The 22,490-nt window shown below is 72.5% G+C and carries 19 protein-coding genes; 12 read left to right on the plus strand and 7 right to left on the minus strand.

Going from position 1 to position 22,490, the window contains the following annotated elements:
- Positions 1-2: 2 nt before the first annotated feature.
- The 9 genes from A5481_RS04165 to A5481_RS04205 are packed head-to-tail and all read left to right on the plus strand — an operon-like array spanning position 3 to position 12,130.
- On the plus strand, positions 3-1,247 hold the full coding sequence (locus A5481_RS04165; protein ID WP_048432197.1) for a glycosyltransferase: 1,245 nt from the start codon (positions 3-5) through the stop codon (positions 1,245-1,247).
- On the plus strand, positions 1,244-2,341 hold the full coding sequence (locus tag A5481_RS04170; protein WP_048432196.1) for a glycosyltransferase family 4 protein: 1,098 nt from the start codon (positions 1,244-1,246) through the stop codon (positions 2,339-2,341). Before A5481_RS04165 ends, A5481_RS04170 begins: the two co-directional genes overlap by 4 nt.
- On the plus strand, positions 2,338-4,587 hold the full coding sequence (locus tag A5481_RS04175) for a glycosyltransferase (protein WP_048432195.1): 2,250 nt from the start codon (positions 2,338-2,340) through the stop codon (positions 4,585-4,587). The genes A5481_RS04170 and A5481_RS04175 overlap by 4 nt, the downstream gene beginning before the upstream one ends.
- Positions 4,584-6,461, plus strand: a complete 1,878-nt coding sequence (locus A5481_RS04180; RefSeq protein ID WP_048432194.1) for an ABC transporter ATP-binding protein — start codon at positions 4,584-4,586, stop codon at positions 6,459-6,461. Before A5481_RS04175 ends, A5481_RS04180 begins: the two co-directional genes overlap by 4 nt.
- A 19-nt stretch (positions 6,462-6,480) precedes the next feature.
- On the plus strand, positions 6,481-7,362 hold the full coding sequence (locus tag A5481_RS04185) for a hypothetical protein (RefSeq protein ID WP_048432193.1): 882 nt from the start codon (positions 6,481-6,483) through the stop codon (positions 7,360-7,362).
- Entirely contained in the window at positions 7,359-9,455 is a 2,097-nt protein-coding gene (locus A5481_RS04190; RefSeq protein ID WP_245238621.1) for an ABC transporter substrate-binding protein, read from the plus strand. The genes A5481_RS04185 and A5481_RS04190 overlap by 4 nt, the downstream gene beginning before the upstream one ends.
- The gene (locus A5481_RS04195) at positions 9,452-10,477 is read left to right on the plus strand and encodes an ABC transporter permease (RefSeq protein WP_048432192.1); all 1,026 of its coding nucleotides are present in this window, start codon (positions 9,452-9,454) and stop codon (positions 10,475-10,477) included. Before A5481_RS04190 ends, A5481_RS04195 begins: the two co-directional genes overlap by 4 nt.
- Entirely contained in the window at positions 10,474-11,640 is a 1,167-nt protein-coding gene (locus A5481_RS04200) for an ABC transporter permease (protein ID WP_048432191.1), read from the plus strand. Before A5481_RS04195 ends, A5481_RS04200 begins: the two co-directional genes overlap by 4 nt.
- A gap of 7 nt (positions 11,641-11,647) precedes the next feature.
- A complete protein-coding gene (locus tag A5481_RS04205; protein WP_048432190.1) occupies positions 11,648-12,130 on the plus strand; it encodes an NUDIX hydrolase in 483 nt (160 codons plus the stop codon).
- Positions 12,131-12,141: 11 nt separating this feature from the next.
- Here the strand turns inward: A5481_RS04205 and A5481_RS04210 are convergent, their stop codons facing one another.
- The 4 genes from A5481_RS04210 to A5481_RS04225 form a co-directional block, all read right to left on the minus strand.
- On the minus strand, positions 12,142-12,336 hold the full coding sequence (locus A5481_RS04210) for a hypothetical protein (protein WP_048432189.1): 195 nt from the start codon (positions 12,334-12,336) through the stop codon (positions 12,142-12,144).
- A 160-nt stretch (positions 12,337-12,496) separates the two neighbouring features.
- Complete coding sequence (locus A5481_RS04215) at positions 12,497-12,805, minus strand: hypothetical protein (RefSeq protein ID WP_048432188.1); 309 nt, start codon at positions 12,803-12,805, stop codon at positions 12,497-12,499.
- Between the two features lie 326 nt (positions 12,806-13,131).
- Positions 13,132-13,317 carry a YegP family protein gene (locus tag A5481_RS04220; RefSeq protein ID WP_048432187.1) on the minus strand — a complete coding sequence of 62 codons (186 nt, stop codon included), beginning with the start codon at positions 13,315-13,317 and terminating at the stop codon, positions 13,132-13,134.
- Between the two features lie 195 nt (positions 13,318-13,512).
- On the minus strand, positions 13,513-15,024 hold the full coding sequence (locus tag A5481_RS04225; RefSeq protein ID WP_048432186.1) for a DEAD/DEAH box helicase: 1,512 nt from the start codon (positions 15,022-15,024) through the stop codon (positions 13,513-13,515).
- Positions 15,025-15,387: 363 nt separating this feature from the next.
- Between A5481_RS04225 and A5481_RS04230 the strand changes: the two genes are divergently transcribed.
- A complete protein-coding gene (locus tag A5481_RS04230) occupies positions 15,388-16,461 on the plus strand; it encodes an NAD(P)H-dependent flavin oxidoreductase (RefSeq protein ID WP_064503788.1) in 1,074 nt (357 codons plus the stop codon).
- Positions 16,462-16,501: 40 nt separating this feature from the next.
- Here the strand turns inward: A5481_RS04230 and A5481_RS35100 are convergent, their stop codons facing one another.
- From A5481_RS35100 to A5481_RS04245, 3 genes are all read right to left on the minus strand, one after another.
- A complete protein-coding gene (locus tag A5481_RS35100; RefSeq protein ID WP_064503789.1) occupies positions 16,502-18,154 on the minus strand; it encodes a Tle-like phospholipase domain-containing protein in 1,653 nt (550 codons plus the stop codon).
- Between the two features lie 219 nt (positions 18,155-18,373).
- Positions 18,374-19,822, minus strand: coding sequence for an MFS transporter (locus A5481_RS04240; RefSeq protein ID WP_048436053.1), 1,449 nt, complete (start codon positions 19,820-19,822; stop codon positions 18,374-18,376).
- A gap of 94 nt (positions 19,823-19,916) precedes the next feature.
- Complete coding sequence (locus A5481_RS04245) at positions 19,917-20,315, minus strand: PaaI family thioesterase (protein ID WP_048436054.1); 399 nt, start codon at positions 20,313-20,315, stop codon at positions 19,917-19,919.
- A gap of 75 nt (positions 20,316-20,390) precedes the next feature.
- Between A5481_RS04245 and A5481_RS04250 the strand changes: the two genes are divergently transcribed.
- Together A5481_RS04250 and A5481_RS04255 are read left to right on the plus strand one after the other, a co-directional pair.
- Entirely contained in the window at positions 20,391-21,077 is a 687-nt protein-coding gene (locus A5481_RS04250) for a histidine phosphatase family protein (RefSeq protein WP_048436055.1), read from the plus strand.
- A gap of 196 nt (positions 21,078-21,273) precedes the next feature.
- Positions 21,274-22,482: an ABC transporter substrate-binding protein gene (locus A5481_RS04255; RefSeq protein ID WP_048436064.1), complete on the plus strand. Its 1,209-nt coding sequence runs from the start codon at positions 21,274-21,276 to the stop codon at positions 22,480-22,482.
- Positions 22,483-22,490: the final 8 nt, after the last annotated feature.

A 22,490-nucleotide genomic window follows, 5' to 3' on the forward strand; every position in this document is an offset into this window, starting at 1 on the left:
ACATGCCCCCGCTCCGCATCGCCGTCCTCGTCAAGGGCTATCCGCGCCTGTCCGAGACCTTCATCGCCCAGGAACTGATCGGCCTCGAGGCGCGCGGCCTCGACCTCGCGATCTGGTCGCTGCGCCAGCCGCATGACGGCGCCGTGCACCCGATGCACCGGCAGATCCGCGCCCCCGTCGCGTACCTGCCCGAGTATCTGTACCAGGCGCCCTGGCGGGTGCTGCGCGGCGCGCTCGCGGCCCTGCGCCGGCCGGGCCTGTGGCCGCTGCTGGCCCTCCTCCGCCGCGACCTCGCCCGCGACCTCACCCCCAATCGCGGCCGCCGCCTCGGCCAGGCCCTGGTGCTTGCCCGGGAGCTGTCGGCGGAGATCGGGCACATCCACGTCCACTACCTGCACACCCCGGCCTCGGTGGCGCGCTACGCCGCCCTGCTCAGCGGGCGCAGCTGGAGCGCCTCGGCCCACGCCAAGGACATCTGGACCACGCCGGACTGGGAGCTGTCGGAGAAGCTCGACGACGCACGGCTCGCCTTCGCGGTGACCTGCACGGCGACCGGCGCGGCGCGGCTGCGCGAGGTGTCGCGCGATCCGGGCCGGGTCTCGCTGGTCTATCACGGCCTCGACCTGTCGCGGTTCCCGGAGCCGCCGGAATCCCGCCCCGCCCGCGACGGGTCGGACCCGGCAGACCCCTTGCGCCTCGTCACGGTCGGCCGGGCGGTGGCGAAGAAGGGCTTCGACGACCTCCTCGACGCGCTCGCCGCCCTGCCCCCCGACCTGCACTGGCGCCTCGCCCATGTCGGCGGCGGCGAGGCGCTGGAATCCCTGCGGGCCAAGGCCGCGGCGCTCGGCCTGTCGCAGAAGGTGATCTCCCTCGGCGCGAAGCCCCAGCCCGAGGTGGTGGCGCTGCTGCGCGAGGCCGACCTGTTCGTGCTGCCGGCCAAGCGCGCGCCCTCGGGCGACCGCGACGGGCTGCCCAACGTCATCATGGAGGCGGCCTCGCAGGGCCTCGCGGTGATCGCCACCGACTTCGCCGGCATCCCGGAATTCCTGCGCGACGGGGTCGAGGGCCGGCTGGTGCCGCCGGGCGACTGGGGGGCGCTCTCGAACGCGATCAACCTGCTCGCCCGCGATCCCGGCGAGCGGGCGCGCCTCGCGGCGGCGGCGCTCAAACGCCTGCGCTCCGAGTTCGGTGCCGAGGCCGGGTTCGAGACGGTCGCCCGCCTGCTGCGGGACGCGGCCGGGCGATGAGCCGGATCGCCTTCTACGCGCCGCTGAAGAGCCCGGATCATCCGGTCCCCTCCGGCGAGCGCACGATGGCGCGGCTGCTCCTGCGGGCGCTCGCGGCCGCGGGCTTCGCCCCGGACCTCGCCAGCGCCTTGCGCACCCGCGATCCCGACGGGTCGCGTCACCCGGCCCTCCGGGCGGAGTCGCTGGCCGAGGCCGCGCGCTTGGTCGCGCGCTACCGGGCCGATCCGCCGGTGCTGTGGTTCACCTACCACGTCTACTACAAGGCGCCGGACTGGATCGGCCCGGCGGTGTCGGCCGCCCTTCGCATCCCCTACGTGGTGGCGGAGGGCTCGCGGGCGGCCAGGCGCGCGCACGGCCCGCACGCGCTCGGCCATGCCGGCGCCGAGGCGGCGCTCGACGCCGCAGACCTGATCCTGGTGATGAACCGGCGCGACCGGCCGGCCCTGGAGGCGGCGGCGCCGACGGGGCAGATCCTCGCCGACCTGCCGCCCTTCCTCGATCCCGCCGACTGGCCGCTCGCCGGCTCCGCGCGGGCGCCCGGCCCCTTGCGCCTCCTCGTCGTCGCGATGATGCGGGAGGGCGACAAGCTCGCCTCCTACCACCTCCTCGCCGACGTGCTGGCGCGGCTCGGCGACCGGCCCTGGATCCTGGATGTGGCCGGCGATGGGCCGGCGGCCGCCGAGGTCGCCGCCCTGCTGGCGCCGTTCGGCCCGCGCGTGCGCCGCCACGGTGCGGTGGCGGCCCCGGCGCTCTCGGGCCTCTACGGGGCCGCCGACCTCCTGGTCTGGCCGGCGGTCAACGAGGCCTACGGCATGGCGCTGCTCGAAGCGCAGGCGCAGGGCTGCCCGGTGGTCGCCGGCGGCTACGGCGGCGTGCCGGACGTGGTGCGCGACGGGGTCACCGGCCGCGTGACCCCGCCGGGCGATCCAGACGCGATGGCCGCGGCGATCCGCGACCTCGCCGGCGCGCCTGCCCGCCTCGCGGCGATGCGCGAGGCGGCGCTCGCCTTCGCCCGCACCGAGCGCGGCCTTGCCGGGGCGGCCGCGATCCTGCGCGCGCGGCTCGCGCCGCTGCTCGGCGGGGCCCGCGCATGAGCCGGATCCTGATCGCCGTCACCCACCTGCTCGGGGCCGGCCACCTCACCCGGGCGGCGGCCCTGGCGCGCGCCTTCGCGGCGGCGGGCCATGCCGTGACGCTGGTCTCCGGCGGGATGCCGGCGGCGCTTGCCGGCCTCGACGGCATTCGCCTGGTGCAGCTCCCGCCGGTGCGCATCGCCGGCACCGCCTTCACGGCGCTCCTCGATCCAGACGGCGCGCCCGTCGCCGCCGAGCGCCTGGCGGCGCGCCGCGACGCCCTGGTGCAGGCCTTCGCCGAGGCCGCGCCCGAGGCGGTGATCACCGAGCTCTGGCCGTTCGGCCGCCGGGTCCTGGCGCCGGAATTCGAGGCCCTGGCCGCGGCCGCCCGGGCCACCTCGCCCCGGCCCCGGCCCCTGCTCCTCGCCTCGATCCGCGACATCCTGGCGACCCCGAGCCGCCCGGAGCGGATCGCCGCCACCCATGCCCGCCTCGCGGATTACGATGCCGTGCTGGTCCACGGCGATCCCGCCCTCCTGCCGCTCGACGCCTCCTGGCCGCTCGACCCGGCGGTGGCGGGGCGCCTGCGCTACACCGGCTACGTCGACGAGGGCGCGGCGGCGCCCGTGCCGGAGGGGCCGCGCGCCGGCATCGTGGTCTCGGGCGGCTCCAGCGCCGCCGGGCTGCCGCTTCAGGAAGCGGCGGTCGCGGCCGCTTCGCTGACCCCCTTCCTGTCCTGGCGCATCCTCGTCGGCCGCGCCGTGCCGGAGCCCGCCTTCGCGGCCCTGCGGGCCGCCGCTCCGGCGAACGCCGTCGTCGAGCGGGCGCGGCCGGATTTCCGTGCGCTCCTGGGCGGGTGCGCCCTGTCGGTGAGCCAGGCCGGCTACAACACGGTGCTCGATCTCCTGCACGGCGGCTGCCCGGCCGTGCTGGTGCCGTTCGAGGCCGGCCACGAGACCGAGCAGCGCCTGCGCGCCGACACCCTGGCGGCGCACGGCCTTGCCCGGGTGCTGCCGGAGGACGCGCTGACGGCGGAGAGCCTGGCGCAGGCCGTCCTGGCCCCTCCGCCCCCGGGCGCCCCTCACGCCATCGCCCGCGACGGGGCGCGGCGGAGCGTGGCGATCGTCGAAGGGTTGCTGGCGGAGAATCGCTGCTCCCGGGTCTCGCAGTCATCGGGTGAGGTTCGGATTTCCCCTCTCTCCGCGGGCGGGGAGAGGCTTTCGTCCCCCTCGTCGGGGACGAAAGCAGCGCGAAGCGCGAGGGTGAGGGGGTGGTTCCGGAGGAGCCTCATCCGGAGATACCCCCTCACCCTCGCTCCGGCTGCGCCTGCGCTTGCTCCACCCCCGACAAGGGGGGCGGAGCCCTCTCCCCGCCCGCGGAGCGAGGGGGAGCCCGTGCAGGCTGGACCGTCGGGTGGAGGTCGTCCGGCGATCCACCCATTGTCCGATTTTCGTCTCCTCATCGACGCGCTGACCCGTGCCGCGGACGAGGGCCGCACCGTCGATCTCTGGTGGCGCGACGACGACGCAACCGCCCACACCCCCGCCCTCGACCGCCTGCTCGCCTTGGCGAGCCGGAGCGGCTGGCCCTTGGCGCTCGCGGCGGTGCCGGCCCGGGCCGAGCCGTCGCTGGCCGGTCGCCTCGCCTACGAGGCGGGCATCGACCTCCTGGTCCACGGCCTCGCCCATGCCGACCATGCCCCCCCGGGGTCGAAGACGGCCGAACTCGGCCCGCACCGCTCCCCGACGGCCCTGCGGGCCGACGCGGCGGACGCCCTGGCGCTCGCGACGGCCCGCCTCGGCCCCCGCCTGCTGCCGGTGCTGGTGCCGCCCTGGAACCGCATCGCCCCGGATCTCGTCGCGGCGCTGCCCGCCCTCGGGTATCGCGGCGTCTCGGCCGCCGCGCCGCTGCCGCCGGTGCCCGGCCTGATCCAGGCCCATGCCGCGGTCGACCCGGTCGCCTGGCGCGCCGGCGGCGGCCTCGCCGATCCGGCCTGGATCATCGACAAGGCGGCCCGGGCGGTCGCGGCGGGCGGGCCGGTCGGGCTCCTCACGCATCATCTCGTCCAGGACGAGGCGACCTGGACCTTCTGCGCCCGGCTCCTCGACCGCCTCGCGGCGCAGGCGGCGAGTGGCCGGGGCCCGAGAATATCGCGCGCCGCCGCTTTGTTTGCTCACCCGGCGTCGCCCGTGTCACAACCGAGCCCTATCTTCCGCGGTGATCCGGGGACGCCCCCGCCCCGAGAGGACAGCACGGCACCAGGATGACGGCACCGCTCCTGTCGATCCGCGACCTGACGATCGATTTCACGACCGATTCCGGCTCGTTCCGGGCGGTCGACGGCCTGTCCCTCGACGTGCCGGCGGGCCGCACCGTGGCCCTCGTCGGCGAATCGGGCTCGGGCAAGTCGGTCACCGCTCAGGGGATCCTGCAGATCCTGCCCAAGGTCGCCCGGATCACCGGCGGCCACATCCGCCTGCACGATCCCGCCGGTCCCGCGGGCGGGATCGACATCGCGGCGCTGAAACCCGATTCGGCCCGGATGCAGTCCCTGCGCGGCGGCCGCATCGCGATGATCTTCCAGGAGCCGATGACCTCGCTGTCGCCGCTCCACACGATCGGCGACCAGGTCACCGAGGCCCTGCGCCTGCACGCCGACGTCTCGGCCGACGAGGCCAGGGCCCGGGCGATCGAGGTGTTCGACCGCGTCGGCTTCCCGGACCCGAAGCGGGCCCTCGTCACCTACCCGTTCGAGCTGTCGGGCGGCCTGCGCCAGCGCGCGATGATCGCGATGGCGCTGATCACCCGGCCCGCCCTCCTCATCGCCGACGAGCCGACGACCGCGCTCGACGTCACCACCCAGGCGCAGATCCTGGAACTGATGCGCGAATTGCAGGCCGAGACCGGCATGGCGATGCTGCTCATCACCCACGACCTCGGCGTCGTCGCCAACATGGCCGACGACGTGGTGGTGATGTATCGCGGCCGGGTGATGGAGGCGGGCTCGCGCGAGGACATCTTCCGCCGCCCCGGCCACCCCTACCTCAAGGCGCTGATGCGGGCGGTGCCGCGCTTCCACATGGAGCCCGGCGAGCGCCTGACCCCGATCCGCGAGGTGAAGAGCGCCGTGCTCGCCCGCAAGGCCGGCGAGCCGCACCGGCCCGATCCGGCCGGGCCGCTGCTCGCCATCGAGGGGGTGCGCAAGTCGTTCACCCTGCGCTCGGGCTGGTTCAAGGGGAAGACCCGCACCATCAACGCCGTCAACGGCGTGTCGCTGAGCCTGCATCCGGGCCGCACGCTCGGCCTCGTCGGCGAATCGGGCTGCGGCAAGACCACCCTGTCGAAGGTGGTGATGCGGGCGCTGCGGCCCGATGCCGGCACCGTGACCTTCGACGACGGCTCGGGGAGCGGGCCGCGCGACGTCTTCGCCCTCAAGGACCGCGAGCTGAAGGATTTCCGCCGCGCGGTCCAGTTCGTGTTCCAGGACCCGTTCTCGTCGCTCAACCCGCGCATGACGGTCTACGAGCTCCTGACCGAGCCCCTGCGCATCCACGGCGTCGGCACCGCCGACGAGCGGTACGAGCGCGCCAAGGAGCTGCTCGACATGGTCGGGCTCGACACCTCCTCGCTGCGCCGCTACCCGCACGCCTTCTCGGGCGGCCAGCGCCAGCGCCTCGGCATCGCCCGGGCGCTCGCGCTCAAGCCCCGGGTGCTGCTCTGCGACGAGCCGGTCTCGGCCCTCGACGTCTCGGTCCAGGCCCAGGTGCTCAACCTCCTGAAGGACCTGCAGGCGAGCCTCGGCATCTCCTACCTGTTCGTCTCCCACAACCTCGCGGTGGTCGACTACATCGCCGACACCATCGCCGTCATGTGCCGGGGCTACATCGTCGAGGAGGCGCCCAAGGAGGCCCTGTTCCGCAACCCCGCCCATCCCTACACCCGGGCGCTGCTCGCCGCCGTGCCCGAGCCCGACCTCGACCACCCCCTCGACCTGAAGCTCCTGATGAGCGACCGCTTCTCCGACCCGGCGAGCTGGCCCGAACCGTTCCGCCTCGCCGGCGGCGCGGCCGGGGCCATGACCGAGATCGAGCCCGGCCACCGCGTCCGGGTCTCGCGCCCGGCGGTGGAGCGGGCCGCCTGAACGATCCCGAGAGATATCGATGCCCCACGGCGCCGCCCTCCGTCCCCACCCCTTCGTCGAGCGGCTGCGTCGCCGGTTCCTCGGCCGCCTGTTCGATCGCCTCGGCTACGACCTCGTCCCGGCGGTGTCGGACTGGAACCACCGCCCGCTCTCCGCGCCCGAGACCGACGCGCTGATCGCCGCGGCGGCGGAGCGCCTCGACCGCGACCTGGCGGCGGCCGGGCTGCGCCTCCCCGGCGGGGCGGGGCCCGCGGTCGCGACCTTCTGGGACCTGATCGCCGCGGCGCCGGTGGCGCAGAAGCGCGGCGGCAACGGCTTCAACGGCGCGCTCCAGCTCTACGTGCTGATGCGGGCGCTCAAGCCCGAGGTGATCGTCGAATCGGGGGTGTTCCGCGGGCTGACCACCTGGGTGATGCGCCAGGCCTGTCCCGGTGCCGAGATCTTCTGCTTCGATCCCGACCTCTCCGGCCTGCGCTACCGCGACCCGCGCGCGCGCTACCACGCCGGCGACTGGTCGGCCGCGAGCCTGCCGCGGCTCGATCCGGACCGCGCCGTCGGCTTCTTCGACGACCACATCAGCCAGGCGAGGCGGGTTCTGGAAGCCCGCGAGCGCGGCCTGACCCGGCTCGTCTTCGACGACGACGCCGCCGCGCACCGTCTCCACGCCCATGGCGGACCGGCCTTCCCGACCATCGCGATGCTGACCGCGCCCCGCTCCGGCGAGCCGGTGCGGTGGCGCCGCAACGGCCGCGAATTCGTCTACCGCCCCGACGACCCGGAGGCGGAAGGAGCCCGCGCGGCGATCGCCGCCACCCACGCCTTCGACGACCTGCACGCCGCGACCGGCTACTCTCCCACCCGCATCACCTGGGTGCGCCTGCACGGGAAGGACGGGACATGACGCTACGGTTCCGACATCTCTTCACGGGCGCCGCCGCGGGTGAACCCTCCCCCCTCCCTGGGGGAGGGTGGCCTGCGGAGCAGGCCGGGAGAGGGGGCGCCGCTTCCGGAGACGTCGCGACCGGGGGGACGGGCGCCACGTCGATCGGCGTCGCGCTGCCCCTCGCCCGCCCGGCGCACGAGTGCTTCGCGCTCGCCGCCGGGCACCCGTCCCCGCAGAGGGGGAAGGGTTGGCGGCGCAGCGCCGTCCTGTCTCTCCTGCTGCCGCTCCTTGCCTCCCCTGCACTCGCCTCCGATTCCCCTTCCGACCGCCTCCCCAAGCAGCCCCTCGTCGTCGATTCCGCCGCCCAGGGACGCCAGGTCGGCAAGCCCGGCGGCAGCATCGTGACGCTCGTCGCGAAGGCCCGGGACATCCGCTACATCTCGACCTACAGCTACACCCGCCTCGTCGGCTACGACGAGGCGCTGGCGCTCAAGCCCGACATCCTGGACAAGTTCGAGAGCGACAACGACAAGGTCTTCACCTTTACCCTGCGCGAGGGCCACCGCTGGTCCGACGGCCAGCCGTTCACCGCCGAGGACATCCGCTACTGGTGGGAGGACGTGGCGCTCAGCAAGGATCTGAGCCCGTCCGGCCCGCCGGAATTCATGATGGTCGACGGCCAGCCGCCGCGCTTCGAGGTGATCGATCCCCTCCACGTCCGCTTCAGCTGGGACAAGCCGAATCCCCGCTTCCTGCCGGAGCTCGCCTCGCCGCGCGATCCCTTCATCTACCGGCCGGCGCACTACCTCAAGAAGTTCAACCCGCGCTACACGCCCAAGGCCGAGATCGAGCCGCTGGTGAAGCAGGCGAAGGTCAAGGGCTGGGCCGCGCTCCATAACCGGCTCGACGCGATGTTCGAGCAGACCAACCCCGACCTGCCGACGCTCCAGCCCTGGCGCGTCACCAACACCGCGCCGGCGGCCCGCTTCGTCTTCGTGCGCAACCCCTATTACCACCGGGTCGACACCAACGGGCAGCAACTCCCCTACATCGACACGGTCAACATGGACGTCGCGGCGAGCGGGCTGCTGGCCGCCAAGGCCAATGCGGGCGAGGCCGACCTGCTGTTCCGCGGCCTCAACATGGAGGACATCCCGATCCTGCGCGAGGGCGAGCGCGCCAAGGGCTACCGCACCCATCTCTGGCCCACCGCCCGCGGCTCGGAACTGGCGCTCTACCCCAACCTGACCGTGACCGATCCGGTCTGGCGCGCGCTCAACCGCGACCTGCGCTACCGCCGCGCCCTGTCGCTCGCCATCGACCGGCGCACCCTCAACAACGCCCTGCTGTTCGGCCTCGGCACCGAGGGCAACGACACGGTCGTCGAGAAGAGCCCGCTCTACAAGCCGGAATACCGCACGCTCTATGCCGGCTACGACCCTGCCGAAGCCTCCCGCCTGCTCGACGAGGTCGGGCTGACGCAGCGCAACGGCGCCGGCATCCGCCTCTTGCCGGACGGGCGCGAGCTCGAGATCGTGGTCGAGACCGACGGCGAGAGCAGCATCCTCACCGACGGGCTGACGCTGATCGCGGAGTTCTGGCGCGAGATCGGGGTCAAGCTGTTCGTCAAGCCGCAGGACCGCACGATCCTGCGCAACCGCGCCTATTCGGGTGCCGCCGTGATGGTGGCGGCGCAAGGCCTCGACCTCGCGATGCCCACCGCCGAGATGCCGCCCGACGAGCTCGCCCCGGTCCACCAGGACACCTACGCCTGGCCGAAATGGGGCCAGTACGTCGAGACGCGGGGCAAGGAGGGCGAGCCCTGCGACATGCCGCAGGCCCAGGCGCTCCTCGACCTCAACGCCCGCTGGATGGCGACCGGCGACAACGTCGAGCAGGCGAAGATCTGGGGCGCGATGCTGCAGAACCGGGCCGAGAACCAGTGGGTGATCGGCACCGTCTCGGGCGCGCTCCAGCCGGTGGTCGCCAAGACGAGGCTCCTCAACGTGCCCGACAAGCAGATCTACAGCTGGAAGCCGACGGCGCTCATCGGGATCTACCGCATGGATCAGTTCTACTGGGGGCCGAACCCGAAGGAGGCCGCGCGGTGATCCGCTACCTCGCCCGCCGCCTCGTCACCATGGCGGTGACGCTGCTGATCATCTCCGCCCTCGTCTTCGTCATCATCAAGCTGCCTCCGGGCGACTTCCTCACCAACCAGATCGCCGAGCTGCGCTCGCAGGGCGAGGCGGCCTCGGTCGCCAAGGCGCAGTTCCTGATGCAGCAATACGGCCTCGACCGCCCGGTCTGGGAGCAGTACCTGCGCTGGATCGGGCTGTGGCCCAATCCGGAGGGCGCCTTCAACGGCCTCCTCCAGGGCAATTGGGGCTGGTCGTTCGAGTACGACCGCCCGGTGCGCGAGGTCGTCGGCGACGCGCTGTGGCTCACCCTCGTCGTCAACCTCGCGGTGGTGATCTTCGTCCACCTGGTGTCGATCCCGATCGCGATCTACTCGGCGACGCGGCAATACTCGATCGGCGACTACGTCGCGACCTTCATCGGCTATATCGGATTGGCCACCCCGTCCTTCCTGCTGGCGCTGGTGATGCTGTTCTACGCCAACCGCTGGTTCGGGGTCTCGATCGGCGGGCTGTTCGACAGCGCCTATGCCGGGCAGCCCTGGACCTGGGACAAGGTGCGCTCGCTGCTCGCGCACCTCGTCGTCCCGACCCTGGTGATCGGGCTGGGCGGCACCGCCGCGATGATCCGGCGGATGCGCGCCAACCTCCTCGACGAACTGGGCAAGCAATACGTCGTCACCGCCCGCGCCAAGGGCCTGCCGCCGACCCGGGCGCTGCTGAAATACCCGTTCCGGATGTCGCTCAACCCGTTCATCGCCGATATCGGCAACCTGCTGCCGCACCTGATCTCGGGTTCGGTGCTGGTCTCGCTGGTGCTCAGCCTGCCGACCGTCGGGCCGATCCTGCTCGCCGCCCTCAAGAGCCAGGACCAGTTCCTGGCCGGATTCATCCTGATGTTCGTGGCGATGCTGACCGTGATCGGCATGCTGGTCTCCGACCTGCTGCTGGCCTGGCTCGATCCGCGCATCCGCCTCGGGGGAGGCGGCCGATGAACCTGGATCTCCGCGACAGGCCGCAGCACTTCGTCGACGCCGCGCCCTTCGATCCCGGCCGCACCGAGCCGGCGGGCGCCGAGAGAAGCGCCGTCGACCGCGCCTCGTCCTGGCGCCTCACCTGGTGGAAGTTCCGCAAGCACCGGGTCGCGGTGGCGGCGGGGCTGATCCTGATCGCCTTCTACGCCCTGATCCCGTTCGTCGAGGTGATCGCGCCCTACAATCCGGCCAAGCGCCACGGCGACTTCCTGTACGCGCCGCCGCAATCGGTCCACCTGTTCCACGACGGCCGGTTCGTCGGGCCCTACACCCACCCCTACCACTTCACCTTCAACATCGAGACCTTCCACCGCGACTACACGGTGGACCGGAGCGTCGTGCAGCCCCTGCGCTTCCTCTGCCGCGGCGATACTTATGCGTTCTGGGGGTTGTTCGACACCGACTGGCACCTGGTCTGCCCGCCGAAGGACGGGACGATGTTCCTGCTCGGCACCGACCGGCTCGGGCGCGACCTGCTCTCGCGGATCATCTCGGGCACCCGGATCTCGCTCACCGTCGGGCTCGTCGGCATCGCGGTGTCCTTCGCCCTCGGGCTGTTCTTCGGCGGGCTTGCCGGCTATCTCGGCGGCTGGGTCGACAACGTGATCCAGCGCGTGATCGAGATCCTGCGCTCGCTGCCCGAACTGCCGCTCTGGCTCGCGCTGTCGGCGGCCTTGCCGCCGAACTGGAGCCCGATCCTGGTGTTCTTCGGCATCACGCTGATCCTCGGCCTCCTCGACTGGCCGGGCCTCGCCCGCGCCGTGCGCTCGAAGCTGCTGGCGCTCCGCGAGGAGGATTACGTCCGTGCCGCCGAGCTGATGGGTGCGTCGAAGACCCGGATCATCGCCCGGCACCTGATCCCGAACTTCATGAGCCACCTGATCGCCTCGGCGACGCTGTCGATCCCCTCGATGATCCTCGGCGAGACCGCCCTGTCGTTCTTAGGCTTGGGCCTGCGCCCGCCGGTGACGAGCTGGGGCGTGCTCCTCAACGAGGCGCAGAATCTCGCGGCGGTGCAGCTCCATCCCTGGCTGCTGGCGCCGATCCTGCCCGTGGTGATCGTGGTGCTGGCCTTCAACTTCCTCGGCGACGGTCTGCGCGACGCGGCCGATCCGTACCATTAGGGCATTCATGCGCGAGCGCCCTGCCGCGCGGCTCGTCGTGCTCGCCGGCGAGGACCGGCTCTTGCTGTTCCGCTTCCTCTTCCGCGAAGGCGCGCTCGCCGGCGAGGAGTACTGGGCGACGCCGGGCGGCGGTGTCGAGCCGGGCGAGAGCTTTTCCGAGGCCGCCATCCGGGAATTGCGCGAGGAAACCGGCCTGACCTGTCCGGAGGCGGCGCCGGACATCGGCGAGCGGACGTTCACGATGCGCCTGGCCGACGGCGAGCGGGTCCGGGCGCGGGAGCGGTTCTTCGCCGTGAGGGCCGGGAGCGGTCCCCTGTCGCGCGACGGCTGGACGCCGCACGAGGCCGAGGTCCTGGCCGAGCATCGCTGGTGGTCGCGGGCCGAGCTCTCGGCGCCGCCGATCCGGATCTATCCGGCGGATGTCGTGGTGCTCTACGACGCGGCGCGAGCCGTCCTCGAGGGTCCCGCGGAGGGCCGCGGGACCGGGTGACGTCTGCCGGCCTACGCGCGGGAGAGTTCGGCGTCGAGCGACGCGAGTTCGGTGCGCGCCTGCGAGATCAGGCGGGCGTGCTGCAGCTGGAGGGCGCGGCTGTTGGCGCCGAGGCCCGCCGAGGAACGGATCTCGGCGAGCATCCGCTCGTAGTCCTGAAGCTGCGCTTCGACGCGCCGGCGACGCTCCGCGATGGTGTGCGGCATTCCGGTTCCCCTTGGTTGTGGGGCGGCCCCGCTGCGCGAGCGGACCCGCCATGAGCCAAGCCCGGCCGCCGGAACGGCCGAGCTGTTACAGCCAAGGTCATAGATGGGGCGAGAGTGTGGCACGGCCGCCCCGGATGCGGCGGCCGGCCGGCGGAGCCTCTCAGAAACCGCGGTAATAGCCGCGCGGGCCGCCGTACCCGTAGCCCCGGTGACCCCAGTGGCGATGGCCGAAATGGCGCGGGCCGCGGAAGCCGTAGCCCGGGCCGAAATGGCGACGGTAGCCGTAGCCGTAGCCGCGCGGGCCGAAATGGCGGGGACGGCCGTAATAGCCGTACTGCGCCCAGGCGGTCGGGGCGGCGGCGACGGGCGCGGCGGCCGTCTCGGTCAGCGGGGCGGCGGTCGCGGCCTGCGGCAGGGCGGCGGCGCCGCCGAGGATCAGGCCAGCGGCCAGCATCACGGTCTTCAGCACGGGATCGGTCCCTCACTCGTACGGGCATGCCGCCGGACGGAGGCATGGACGGCGGAAACGCACGGGACCGGAAAAGCGTTGCGCGTCGTCCGTCATGAGGTGAACGATGCGTTGCCGCCTCGGACCGGGGCGATGTCGAGATCGCTCGGGATCGCGGCCTGTTCGGTGCGGCATTTCCATCTCCCGGCCAGCGCAACGATGCAATACGCGGCCGAACCATCGGATCGTTCCGTCCCTGGCGGGCCATTCGTCAATCTCGTCGGCTCCGCCAACCCTGCGATCACGAGCCGCCCTGCCTGACGTCTCGGCTGCGTATGCAGCGGTCGTCAGGCCATCTTGAGCGTCATGTCGACGACCCGGGCGTTGGTGGCGCCCTTCACCAGGGCGATGCCGTGCTCGCAATCCTCGCGGCGGACATAGCCCTCGCCCGAATCGGCCACCACCTCGCCGTTCTCGGCCCGCAGGCGCCAGCGCCACTCGCCCTTGCCGTCGCGATAGAGTTCGAAGCGCATCGGGGTCTCCTGCCAAGACGTGTCATGGCAACAGATGGCGCCGCAACGACCGGAGGCAACGCCGGCCGGCATCGCGTTCGCAGCGTGACGATCCGATGCCGGATCGCACCGCGCTGAATCAGCGCCTGAAATGCGGGAAGCCCGCGCTCCTGTCCGGAGCGCGGGCTTCTCAGTCGTCGGAGCGGTTCAGGCGCGTCAGCGCGGCGCGCGGTCGAGCCAGCCGATCGCGCGGCCGTCACGGTTGGCCCCGCCGCCCGCCGGGCGCTGCTGGCGGTTGCCGTCGGCGCGCTGGCCGCCCTGGGGGCGACCCTGTCCCTGCCCCTGCGGGCGGCCTTGGCCCTGCCCCTGCGGGCGGGCCTGACGGCCCTCGTGGCCGCCGCGGCCGTCGGCGCGGGGCTCGCGGTGCTCCTGGGGACGGCCGGCGCCGTGGCGCGGCTGGCCCTGGCGCCCGCCGGGCTGCTGGCCCTGGCGGCCGCCGCCGGGGCGCTGGCCGCGCGGGCCCGAGCCGGGCTGGCGCCGGTCGCGCTCGGCCTCGGCGACGGCCTGCGCCGCCTCCTCGCGGCTCGGCGGCACGAAGCCCTCGGGGATCGCCATCAGCGGCACCTTCTGGCGGGTCAGGCGCTCGATGTCGCGCAGGTAGGCGCGCTCCTCGTCGTTGCAGAACGAGATCGCCAGCCCGTCCTTGCCGGCGCGCGCGGTGCGGCCGATGCGGTGGACATAGGCCTCCGGCACGTTCGGCAGGTCGAAGTTGACGACGTGGGACACGCCGTCGACGTCGATGCCGCGGGCCGCGATGTCGGTCGCGACCAGCACCCGGCAGGTGCCGGCGCGGAAGGCGGCGAGCGCCCGCTCGCGCTGCGGCTGCGACTTGTTGCCGTGGATCGCCGCCGAGCCGATGCCGTCGCGCTCGAGGCCCCGCACCACGCGGTCGGCGCCGTGCTTGGTGCGGGTGAAGACCAGCACCCGGTCGATCGACTCGTCGCGCAGGATCGTGGCGAGCAGCGACTGCTTCGAGCCGGTCGGCACGAAGACGACCTTCTGGTCGACCCGCTCGGCGGTGGTCGCGACCGGGGTCACGGCGACCTGGACCGGGTTCTTGAGGTACTGGTCGGCGAGGCCGGCGATGTTCTTCGGCATGGTGGCCGAGAAGAACAGGCTCTGGCGCTGGGCCGGCAGCAGCTTCACGATGCGCTTCAGCGCGTGGATGAAGCCGAGGTCGAGCATCTGGTCGGCCTCGTCGAGGACGAGGTACTCGACGCCGTCGAGGGTCAGCGAGCGGCGGTCGATCAGGTCGAGGAGCCGGCCCGGGGTGGCGACCAGCACGTCGACGCCGCCCGCGAGCGCCCGCTCCTGGCGACCGATGGTGACGCCGCCGAACACCACCGTGGTGGTGAGCTTCAGGAACTGGCCGTACTCCTTGAAGCTGTCGGCGATCTGGCTGGCGAGCTCGCGGGTAGGGGCGAGCACCAGCACGCGGCAGCTGCGGCGCGGCGCGGGCTTGGCCGCGTCGCCGGCGAGGCGGTGCAGGATCGGCAGCGCGAAGGAGGCGGTCTTGCCGGTGCCGGTCTGGGCGATGCCGCACAGGTCCTTGCCCTGCATGGCCGGCGGGATCGCCTGCGCCTGGATCGGGGTCGGCGTGACGTAGCCGGCCTGGGCGAGCGCCTTCAGGATCGGCGCCGCGAGGCCGAAATCGGTGAACTGGGTCAAGGGAATCTTCTTGGTATTTGGCAGCGGGATCGCCGCAAGGCGCGCGCAACGCACGGCCCTCATCGCGATCCGATGTCGGGAGACCGCCCGCGTGATGGAGCGATCCAAGGGACGAGCGATTAAGAGAGGGCCGGGCCTGCCGCGCAGGTGCCGCGGCGAAATCCGTCACGCAGCCCTCTCGAGCGGACCATGGTCGGCCGCTGACGCTGCAATCCGCCATATGGCGTTGTGCAGGTGCGAAGTCAATCGGTGGCCCCTGCGGCGCTTGCGCGGGACCCCTGCCCGGCTTGCGCGGGTCGGCCGGCCGATGTCTCTACGCTCGGGACGTCGACGCCGGTCGCGTCCGTGCCGGAGTTTCCCCGCATGACCGACCGCCACCCTGCCCTCGCCCGCGCCGACGCCTTCGCGGCCGCGCACGGCCTGCGCCTGCCGGTGCTCCTCGCCCCGATGGCCGGGGCCTGCCCGCCGGCGCTCTCGGTCGCGGTGATGCGCGCCGGCGGTCTCGGGGCCTGCGGGGCGCTGCTGATGCAACCGGCGGCGATCCTGGCCTGGGCGGAGGCGGTGCGGGAGGCCGGGCCGTTCCAGGTCAACCTGTGGATCCCCGACCCGGCCCCGGCCCGCGATCCCGGGAACGAGGCGGTCCTTCGCGCCTTCCTCGGCCGCTTCGGGCCGGCGGTGGCGCCGGAGGCCGGCGATGCGGCGCCGCCGGACTTCGCCGCGCAGGTCGAGGCGATGATCGCGGCCCGGCCGCGCATCGTCTCCTCGATCATGGGGCTCTACCCGCCGGAGGTCGTCGCGCGGCTGAAGGCGCACGGCATCGCCTGGTGGGCCACCGTCACCACGGTGGCGGAGGCGCTGGCCGCCGAACGGGCCGGGGCCGACGCCGTGGTGGCGCAGGGCGCCGAGGCCGGCGGCCATCGCGGCCGCTTCGATCCGGCGCGGGCGGAGGCCGAGGCGGTCGGCCTGATGGCGCTGCTCCCGGCGGTCGTCGATGCCGTCGGGATCCCGGTCGTCGCCACCGGCGGCATCGCCGATGCCCGCGGCGCCGCCGCGGCCCTGCTCCTCGGCGCCAGCGCCATGCAGGTCGGCACCGGCTTCCTGCGCTGCCCGGAGGCCGGGATCCCGCCGGCCTGGGCCGACGGCCTCGGCCGCGCCCGTCCCGAGGGCACGCGGCTGACCCGCGCCTTCAGCGGCCGCGCCGGCCGCAGCCTCGCCACGGACTACGTCGCGGCCGCCGCGGACCCGGACGCCCCGGTCCCCGCCCCCTACCCGATCCAGCGCGGCCTGACGCAAGCGATGCGCGAGGCGGCGGCGCGGGAGGGCGACCTCGCCCGGATGCAGGCCTGGGCCGGGCAGGCGGCGGGACTGGCGCAGGTGCTGCCGGCGGGCGAGGTGGCGGCGGGGATCTGGGCGGGGGTCCGGGAATCGCTGAGATAGCCGCCCCCCGCCGCTGCGGCGGGGGGACGTCACCGGTCGTTCAGCCGGTGGCGCCGGCGCCGAACGTGCCGTCGGCGAAGGGCGCGCGCCCTTCGAGCGCGCCGTATTGCAGGTAATGCGTCAGCGGGTCGATCCTGGCTTGCGCGACGTCGCCGTAGGCAGCGAGATACGCCGTGGTGTCGAAGCCCTTCGAGGGATCGCGGCCCTCCTTCCAGCCATACGTGTCGTAATGCATCAGCGGGTCGATTCCCGCCGCCTTCACGTCGCCGTAGGCGTCGAGGTAGCCCCTGGTATCGAAGAACGCATTCGGATCGCGGCCCTCGCGCCAACCGTACTGCTCGTAGTGCCGGTAGGCGTAGTCGAGCGTGTCGCCGCCGCTGCTCAGGGCCGCCGCCGCCACGTCGCCGTTGGCGAGGAGGTAGTATTCGGCGTCGAACGACCCGTGGGTGAACGAGGCGGTCGGGCCGATCGCGGCCGCGATCGTCCGGCCCTCGGCCCGGCCGTATTGCAGGTAATGGGCGAGCGGGTCGATTCCGGCCGCTGCGACGTCCGGGTTGTTCTTGAGGTAGAGCCCGGTATCGAACGCCGCCGACGGATCGCGCCCCTCGCGCCAGCCCGCCTGGTCGAAGTGCTGCAGCGGGTTCACGTCCGCCGCGCGCACGTCCGGGTTGGCGGCGCGGTAGCCGTTGGTGGAGAAGAACGCATCGGGATCGCGGCCCTCGCGCCAGCCATACCGGTCGTAGTGCTGCTCCGCATCGACGCCCGCGGCGCGCACGTCGGGATTGCGGATGGCGTAGAACGCATCGCCGACCAGGAAATTCCGGTCGATGATGTCGCCGTAGAACTGGGCGTAGTCCCGGCCCGAGACGATCCGGCTGGCATCGGCCAGCACGGGCGTGTCGTTGAGGAGGAGGTTCAGGTCCTCGCCGTAATGCGTGAGGGGATGGTTCTCCGCCGCCAATCCTCCGAGGACCAGCAGGCCGCCGGCCCGCACCGGGTCGGGGTTGCCCGGTGCCGCCGCGGCCGCCGCGGCCGCGAGGGGGATGACGTCCAGGACGTCCCCGGTATAGCTCGGATCGCCGACGCGCCGGATCGCGCTCGAGAAGAGGAACCCGTCCTCGATATCGATCGGGGTGGCGCTGTAATTCCCGACCGGATCGCCGTGATCGACGTAGTTGGTGAGCAGGCCGGCCTGGCCGAAGTTGACCGTGTTGGACGGCAGCCCCGGTGCCGCGAAGGTCGTCCCGTCGAGGCCGGTCTGCGTCGAGACGTAGGCTGCTGCGGCAGCCCCCAGCGAATGGCCGGTGAGGGAGACCTGATCGTGCTGGATGCCTTGCGCCGAGGCCGCTGTGAGCACCTCCCGGGTGAAGGTCGTCGCGTCGCGCAGAGCCTGCGGGACCACCCCGACGAAGAGACTCACATCCGCTTCGAGCTGCGCCAGCAGGAAATCGGGCCGGATGTCGATCCCTGAGACGTCGGTGCCCTCGAAAGCAACGATCACCTGCGGCCGGGCGCCGGGGATGAGGAAGGCGGCGCCGTGGAACCCGCTCGGCAGCAATCCGGAATCGAATTGTCCTGTCTTGTAATAGAACGGCGTCAAGCCGACCGGGATCGGCGGCAGCGCATTGCTGTCGCTGTAGCCGTAGACCCAGTTCGAGGCATCGAAGAAATTCTGCGTGGTCGGGGCCGGCATCGCGTTTCCTCCGAGGAGTGTCGAATTTTTGACAAATCTTCCTTATTGATGATTGCTTGTTGCGCCAATTGACAGGAGCAAGCGACGACAATGCATGCTTTCATGACTATGCGCCAGTGCACCTTCATGATGAGGTGAGGGTCGGAATCATGCCGGGCACCGCTGTCGCGGCACCGGGATGAGGCGAAGGGGTCGCGTGCGGTCGGCCGGACCGCGCCCCTACTCCGCCGCCGCCAGCGGCTTCGCCACGTCCTCCAGCGATTTCCGCTCCGCCGCCACGCCCCAGATCCCCGCCACCACCCCGGCGGCGATCATCAGGACCGAGGCGAGCAGGTAGCCGCCGAAGATCGCGCTGCGGGAATGGCCCTCGATCAGGACCCCGAACAGGGCCGGCCCGACCGCGCCGACCGAGGTGCCGACGGCGTAGAACAGCGCGATGGCGAGCGCCCGGATCTCGAGGGGAAACACTTCGCTCACCGTGAGGTAGGCCGAGCTCGCCGCAGCGGACGCGAAGAAGAACACCGCCATCCAGCACAGGGTGAGGGTCGTCGCGGTGACGAGCTCCTGCTGGAAGGCGAGCCCGCTGAGCGCCAGCAGCACGCCCGACAGGCCGTAGGTGAGCGCGATCATGGGTTTGCGGCCGACCGTGTCGAACAGCCGGCCGAGCAGCACCGGCCCGAAGAAGTTGCCGGCGGCGAAGGGCAGGATGTACCAGCCGACGCCGTCCGCCGGCACCCCGTAGAAGTCGATCAGGATCAGCGCGTAGGTGAAGAAGATCGCGTTGTAGAAGAAGGCCTGGGCCGACATCAGCGCCAGCCCGACCCAGGCCCGCTGGCGATAGATCTTGAGCGCGGCAAGCACCTCGGCGAGGGGCGTGTGGCTGCGCTGGCGCAGGCGCGCCTTCGGGAACGGGCCGTCGCTCAGGGCGTGGCCCTCGGCGCGGAACCGCGCCTCGATGCCGGCGACCAGGGCCTCGGCCTCCTCGTGGCGCCCGTGCGTCATCAGCCAGCGCGGGCTCTCGGGAATCCAGGTCCGCAGGAACAGGATGACGAGCCCAAGGAACGCCCCGAGCCCGAAGGCGACGCGCCAGCCGGTATCCGGCCCGAACAGGGCGGGGTCGAGCACGACGAGCGAGGTGCCGGCGCCGAGGACCGCGCCGAGCCAGAAGCTGCCGTTGATGACGAGGTCGGTCCAGCCGCGGGCGCGGGCCGGGATCAGCTCCTGGATCGTCGAGTTGATCGCCGTGTACTCGCCGCCGATGCCGGCTCCGGTGAGGAAGCGGAAGAGGCAGAAGCTCCACAGGTTCCAGGACAGGCCGGTGGCGGCGGTGGCTGCGAGGTAGACCGCCAGCGTGATGAAGAAGAGCTTCTTGCGCCCGAGCCGGTCGGTGAGCCAGCCGAAGCCGACCGCCCCCAGCACCGCGCCGGCGAGGTAGCTCGAGGTCGCGAGCCCGATCTCGGCGTTCGAGAAGCGCAGCGTCGGGCTCGCCTTGAGGGCGCCGGCGAGCGCGCCCGCGAGCGTCACCTCGAGCCCGTCGAGCACCCAGGTGATGCCGAGCGCCAGCACCACCAGGGTGTGGAACCGGCCCCAGGGCAGCCGGTCGAGCCGGGCCGAGACGTCGGTCTCGATCACGCCGCCGGGCGCGGTGCGGGTCGTGTGAGGCGTCATCGGGGCCTTTCCGGCTGACCATGTCGCTTGAAGACATGGCTCCCGGCCGCGCGGCGGAAACCCGCAACACCCCGGAAACCGTTCGGCGCCCGGCTCAGCCCTTGACGCCGACTGGCTTGAACACCCCCGTCGAGGTCGCCACCACCCGTCCGGCCTCGTCGCGGATCTCGGCGTCGCAGAACAGGATCGACCGGCCGGCCCGGGTCACCCGGCCTTCCGCCAGCAGAACGCCGTGGCCCGGCGAGAGGAAGCGGGTCTGCATGTCGAGGGTCACCACCGGGCGGCCGGCGGTGAGCCGCGCCACCGTGCCCATGGCGATGTCGAGCAGGGTGCAGAGGATGCCGCCATGGGCGATGCCGAGGTTGTTGCCGTGCTGCGGCCCCAGCTCCAGGCGCAGGCGCGTGCGGCCGTCGACGACGCCGAGAGCCTCGATGCCGCAGAGCCGGGCGAACGGGATGTTCGCCCCGAAGATCATGTCGTCCGCCGCGTCCATCGTGTCGCTCCGTCTCGTGTCGCCGCACCTATGCGGAGTGTTCGCCAGCCTGGCAATTCGGGGTATGACGGGGGCATGAGCGCCCAGACCCCCTCCTCCTTCGTCCGTACCCGCTGGTGGTGGGTGCGCCACGCCCCCGTGCGGGGCGACGGCGGCCGCATCTACGGCGGCCGCGACATCCCGTGCGATTGCGGCGACGCGCAGGTCTTCTCCGGCCTCGCCCCGGTGCTGCCCCGCGGCGCGGTCTGGGTCGCGAGCCATCTCGGCCGCACCCGCCAGACCGCCGAGGCCCTGTGGCAGGCGGGCGACTTCACGGTCGACGGCGCGGTCCCTCGCCTCACCGCGCTCCCGGCCCTGGCCGAGCAGAATCTCGGCGAGTGGCAGGGCCTCGACCGCGCCCGCTTCTTCGCCGAGCGCCAGCCCGCCGCCGCGAGCTACTGGTTCGCCCCCGCCGACGAGCGCCCGCCGGGCGGCGAGAGCTTTGCCGAACTCTGCGCGCGGGTGAACGCCGCGATCGCCGAGCTCACCGCCGAGCATAGCGGCCGCGACATCGTGGCGGTGGCCCATGGCGGCACCATCCGGGCGGCGATCGCGCTCGCGCTGAACGTGCCTCCCCAGGGCGGCCTCGCCTTCGCGGTCGAGAACTGCTCGCTCACCCGCCTCGACCACTACGCCGGTCCCGACGGGGCGGGCTGGCGCATCGGGATGGTCAACGGGCAGCCCTGGCTCGGCGCGGCCGAGGGAGCCGGGCCGGCCGCCTGACGGGCAGTGAAGCGGGGCCATACCGGTTTTTCAGCACCGCCCCGCTTCTCCCGCAGTTGACAACCGGGTCCCCTTGTCCGGACCATGCACCCGGGCGCCCTCGACGGCGTACCGCTTGAACGAACGTCTTCGACGAAGGACGGACCGGGTGAGGACAACGCTTCTGGCGGCGGCTCTGGCCGTCGGTGTGCCGGGCATGGCCTGGCAGGGGGCGGCGCGCGCGCAGCAGGCGCCGGCCGCGAATGCGCAGCAGGTCTCGGCGAAGGTGTCCGACGGCGTGGTCCGCCTCGGGTTCCTGCTCGACATGTCGGGTCCCTATGCCGACGTGACCGGGCCCGGGAGCGCCGCGGCGGCCCGCATGGCGGTGGAGGATTTCGGCGGCACGGTGCTGGGCGCCCCCGTCGAGGTCGTGGTCGCCGACCACCAGAACAAGCCCGACATCGCGGCGGCGACGGCGCGTGCCTGGTTCGATACCGGCGGGGTCGACGCGATCCTCGACGTGGCGGCCTCGGCGACCGCGCTCGCCGCCGCCGACATCGCCAAGGCCAAGAACAAGGTGATCGTGTTCAACGGTCCGGGCGCGGTGCGGCTCACCAACGAGGCCTGCTCCCCCGTCTCGGTCCACTGGGCCTACGACACCTACGCGCTCGCGAATTCCACCGCGCTCGCCACCGTGAAGGCCGGGGGCACGTCGTGGTTCTTCGTCACCGCCGACTACGCCTTCGGCCAGGACCTCGAGCGCGACGCGAGCGCGGTGGTGAAGGCGCAGGGCGGCAAGGTGCTGGGGAGCGTGCGGGTGCCGCTCAACACGGCCGATTTCTACTCCTTCCTGCTCCAGGCGCAGGCGTCGGGCGCCACGGTGGTGGGGCTCGCCAATGCGGGCGCCGACACCACCAACGCGATCAAGCAGGCGGCCGAGTTCGGCCTGACGCAAGGCGGCCAGACGCTCGCCGGGCTGCTGGTCTACATCAGCGACGTCCACAGCCTCGGCCTCAAGGCGACGCAGGGCATGCGGCTCACGGAGGGGTTCTACTGGGACCTCAACGACGAGACGCGGGCGTGGTCGAAGCGCTACTTCGACCGCGTCGGCAAGATGCCGAACATGTCCCAGGCCGGCGTCTACTCGACGGTGATGCACTACCTGAAGGCGGTGCGCAAAGCCGGCACCGACGAGACCGCCGCGGTGATGACGGCGATGCGCGCGATGCCCGTCGACGACTTCTACGCCCGCGGCGGGCGCATCCGGGAGGACGGCCGCATGGTCCACGACATGTACCTGTTCGAGGTCAAGACGCCCGAGCAGTCGAAGGGCCCCTGGGACCTCTACCGGCTCGTCGCCACGGTCCCGGGCGACCAAGCCTTCCAGCCGCTCTCCGCCTCCCGCTGCCCCCTGGTGAAGAAATGACCCCGATG

The organism is Methylobacterium platani (assembly GCF_001653715.1).
In the GTDB taxonomy this organism is placed as follows: domain Bacteria; phylum Pseudomonadota; class Alphaproteobacteria; order Rhizobiales; family Beijerinckiaceae; genus Methylobacterium; species Methylobacterium platani.

Coding starts and splice junctions, on each gene's coding strand:
- A5481_RS04165 (WP_048432197.1), top strand. CDS start 3: ATGCCCCCGCTCCGCATCGCCGTCCTCGTCAAGGGCTATCCGCGCCTG.
- A5481_RS04170 (WP_048432196.1), top strand. CDS start 1,244: ATGAGCCGGATCGCCTTCTACGCGCCGCTGAAGAGCCCGGATCATCCG.
- A5481_RS04175 (WP_048432195.1), top strand. CDS start 2,338: ATGAGCCGGATCCTGATCGCCGTCACCCACCTGCTCGGGGCCGGCCAC.
- A5481_RS04180 (WP_048432194.1), top strand. CDS start 4,584: ATGACGGCACCGCTCCTGTCGATCCGCGACCTGACGATCGATTTCACG.
- A5481_RS04185 (WP_048432193.1), top strand. CDS start 6,481: ATGCCCCACGGCGCCGCCCTCCGTCCCCACCCCTTCGTCGAGCGGCTG.
- A5481_RS04190 (WP_245238621.1), top strand. CDS start 7,359: ATGACGCTACGGTTCCGACATCTCTTCACGGGCGCCGCCGCGGGTGAA.
- A5481_RS04200 (WP_048432191.1), top strand. CDS start 10,474: ATGAACCTGGATCTCCGCGACAGGCCGCAGCACTTCGTCGACGCCGCG.
- A5481_RS04205 (WP_048432190.1), top strand. CDS start 11,648: ATGCGCGAGCGCCCTGCCGCGCGGCTCGTCGTGCTCGCCGGCGAGGAC.
- A5481_RS04210 (WP_048432189.1), bottom strand. CDS start 12,336: ATGCCGCACACCATCGCGGAGCGTCGCCGGCGCGTCGAAGCGCAGCTT.
- A5481_RS04220 (WP_048432187.1), bottom strand. CDS start 13,317: ATGCGCTTCGAACTCTATCGCGACGGCAAGGGCGAGTGGCGCTGGCGC.
- A5481_RS04230 (WP_064503788.1), top strand. CDS start 15,388: ATGACCGACCGCCACCCTGCCCTCGCCCGCGCCGACGCCTTCGCGGCC.
- A5481_RS35100 (WP_064503789.1), bottom strand. CDS start 18,154: ATGCCGGCCCCGACCACGCAGAATTTCTTCGATGCCTCGAACTGGGTC.
- A5481_RS04240 (WP_048436053.1), bottom strand. CDS start 19,822: ATGACGCCTCACACGACCCGCACCGCGCCCGGCGGCGTGATCGAGACC.
- A5481_RS04245 (WP_048436054.1), bottom strand. CDS start 20,315: ATGGACGCGGCGGACGACATGATCTTCGGGGCGAACATCCCGTTCGCC.
- A5481_RS04250 (WP_048436055.1), top strand. CDS start 20,391: ATGAGCGCCCAGACCCCCTCCTCCTTCGTCCGTACCCGCTGGTGGTGG.
- A5481_RS04255 (WP_048436064.1), top strand. CDS start 21,274: ATGGCCTGGCAGGGGGCGGCGCGCGCGCAGCAGGCGCCGGCCGCGAAT.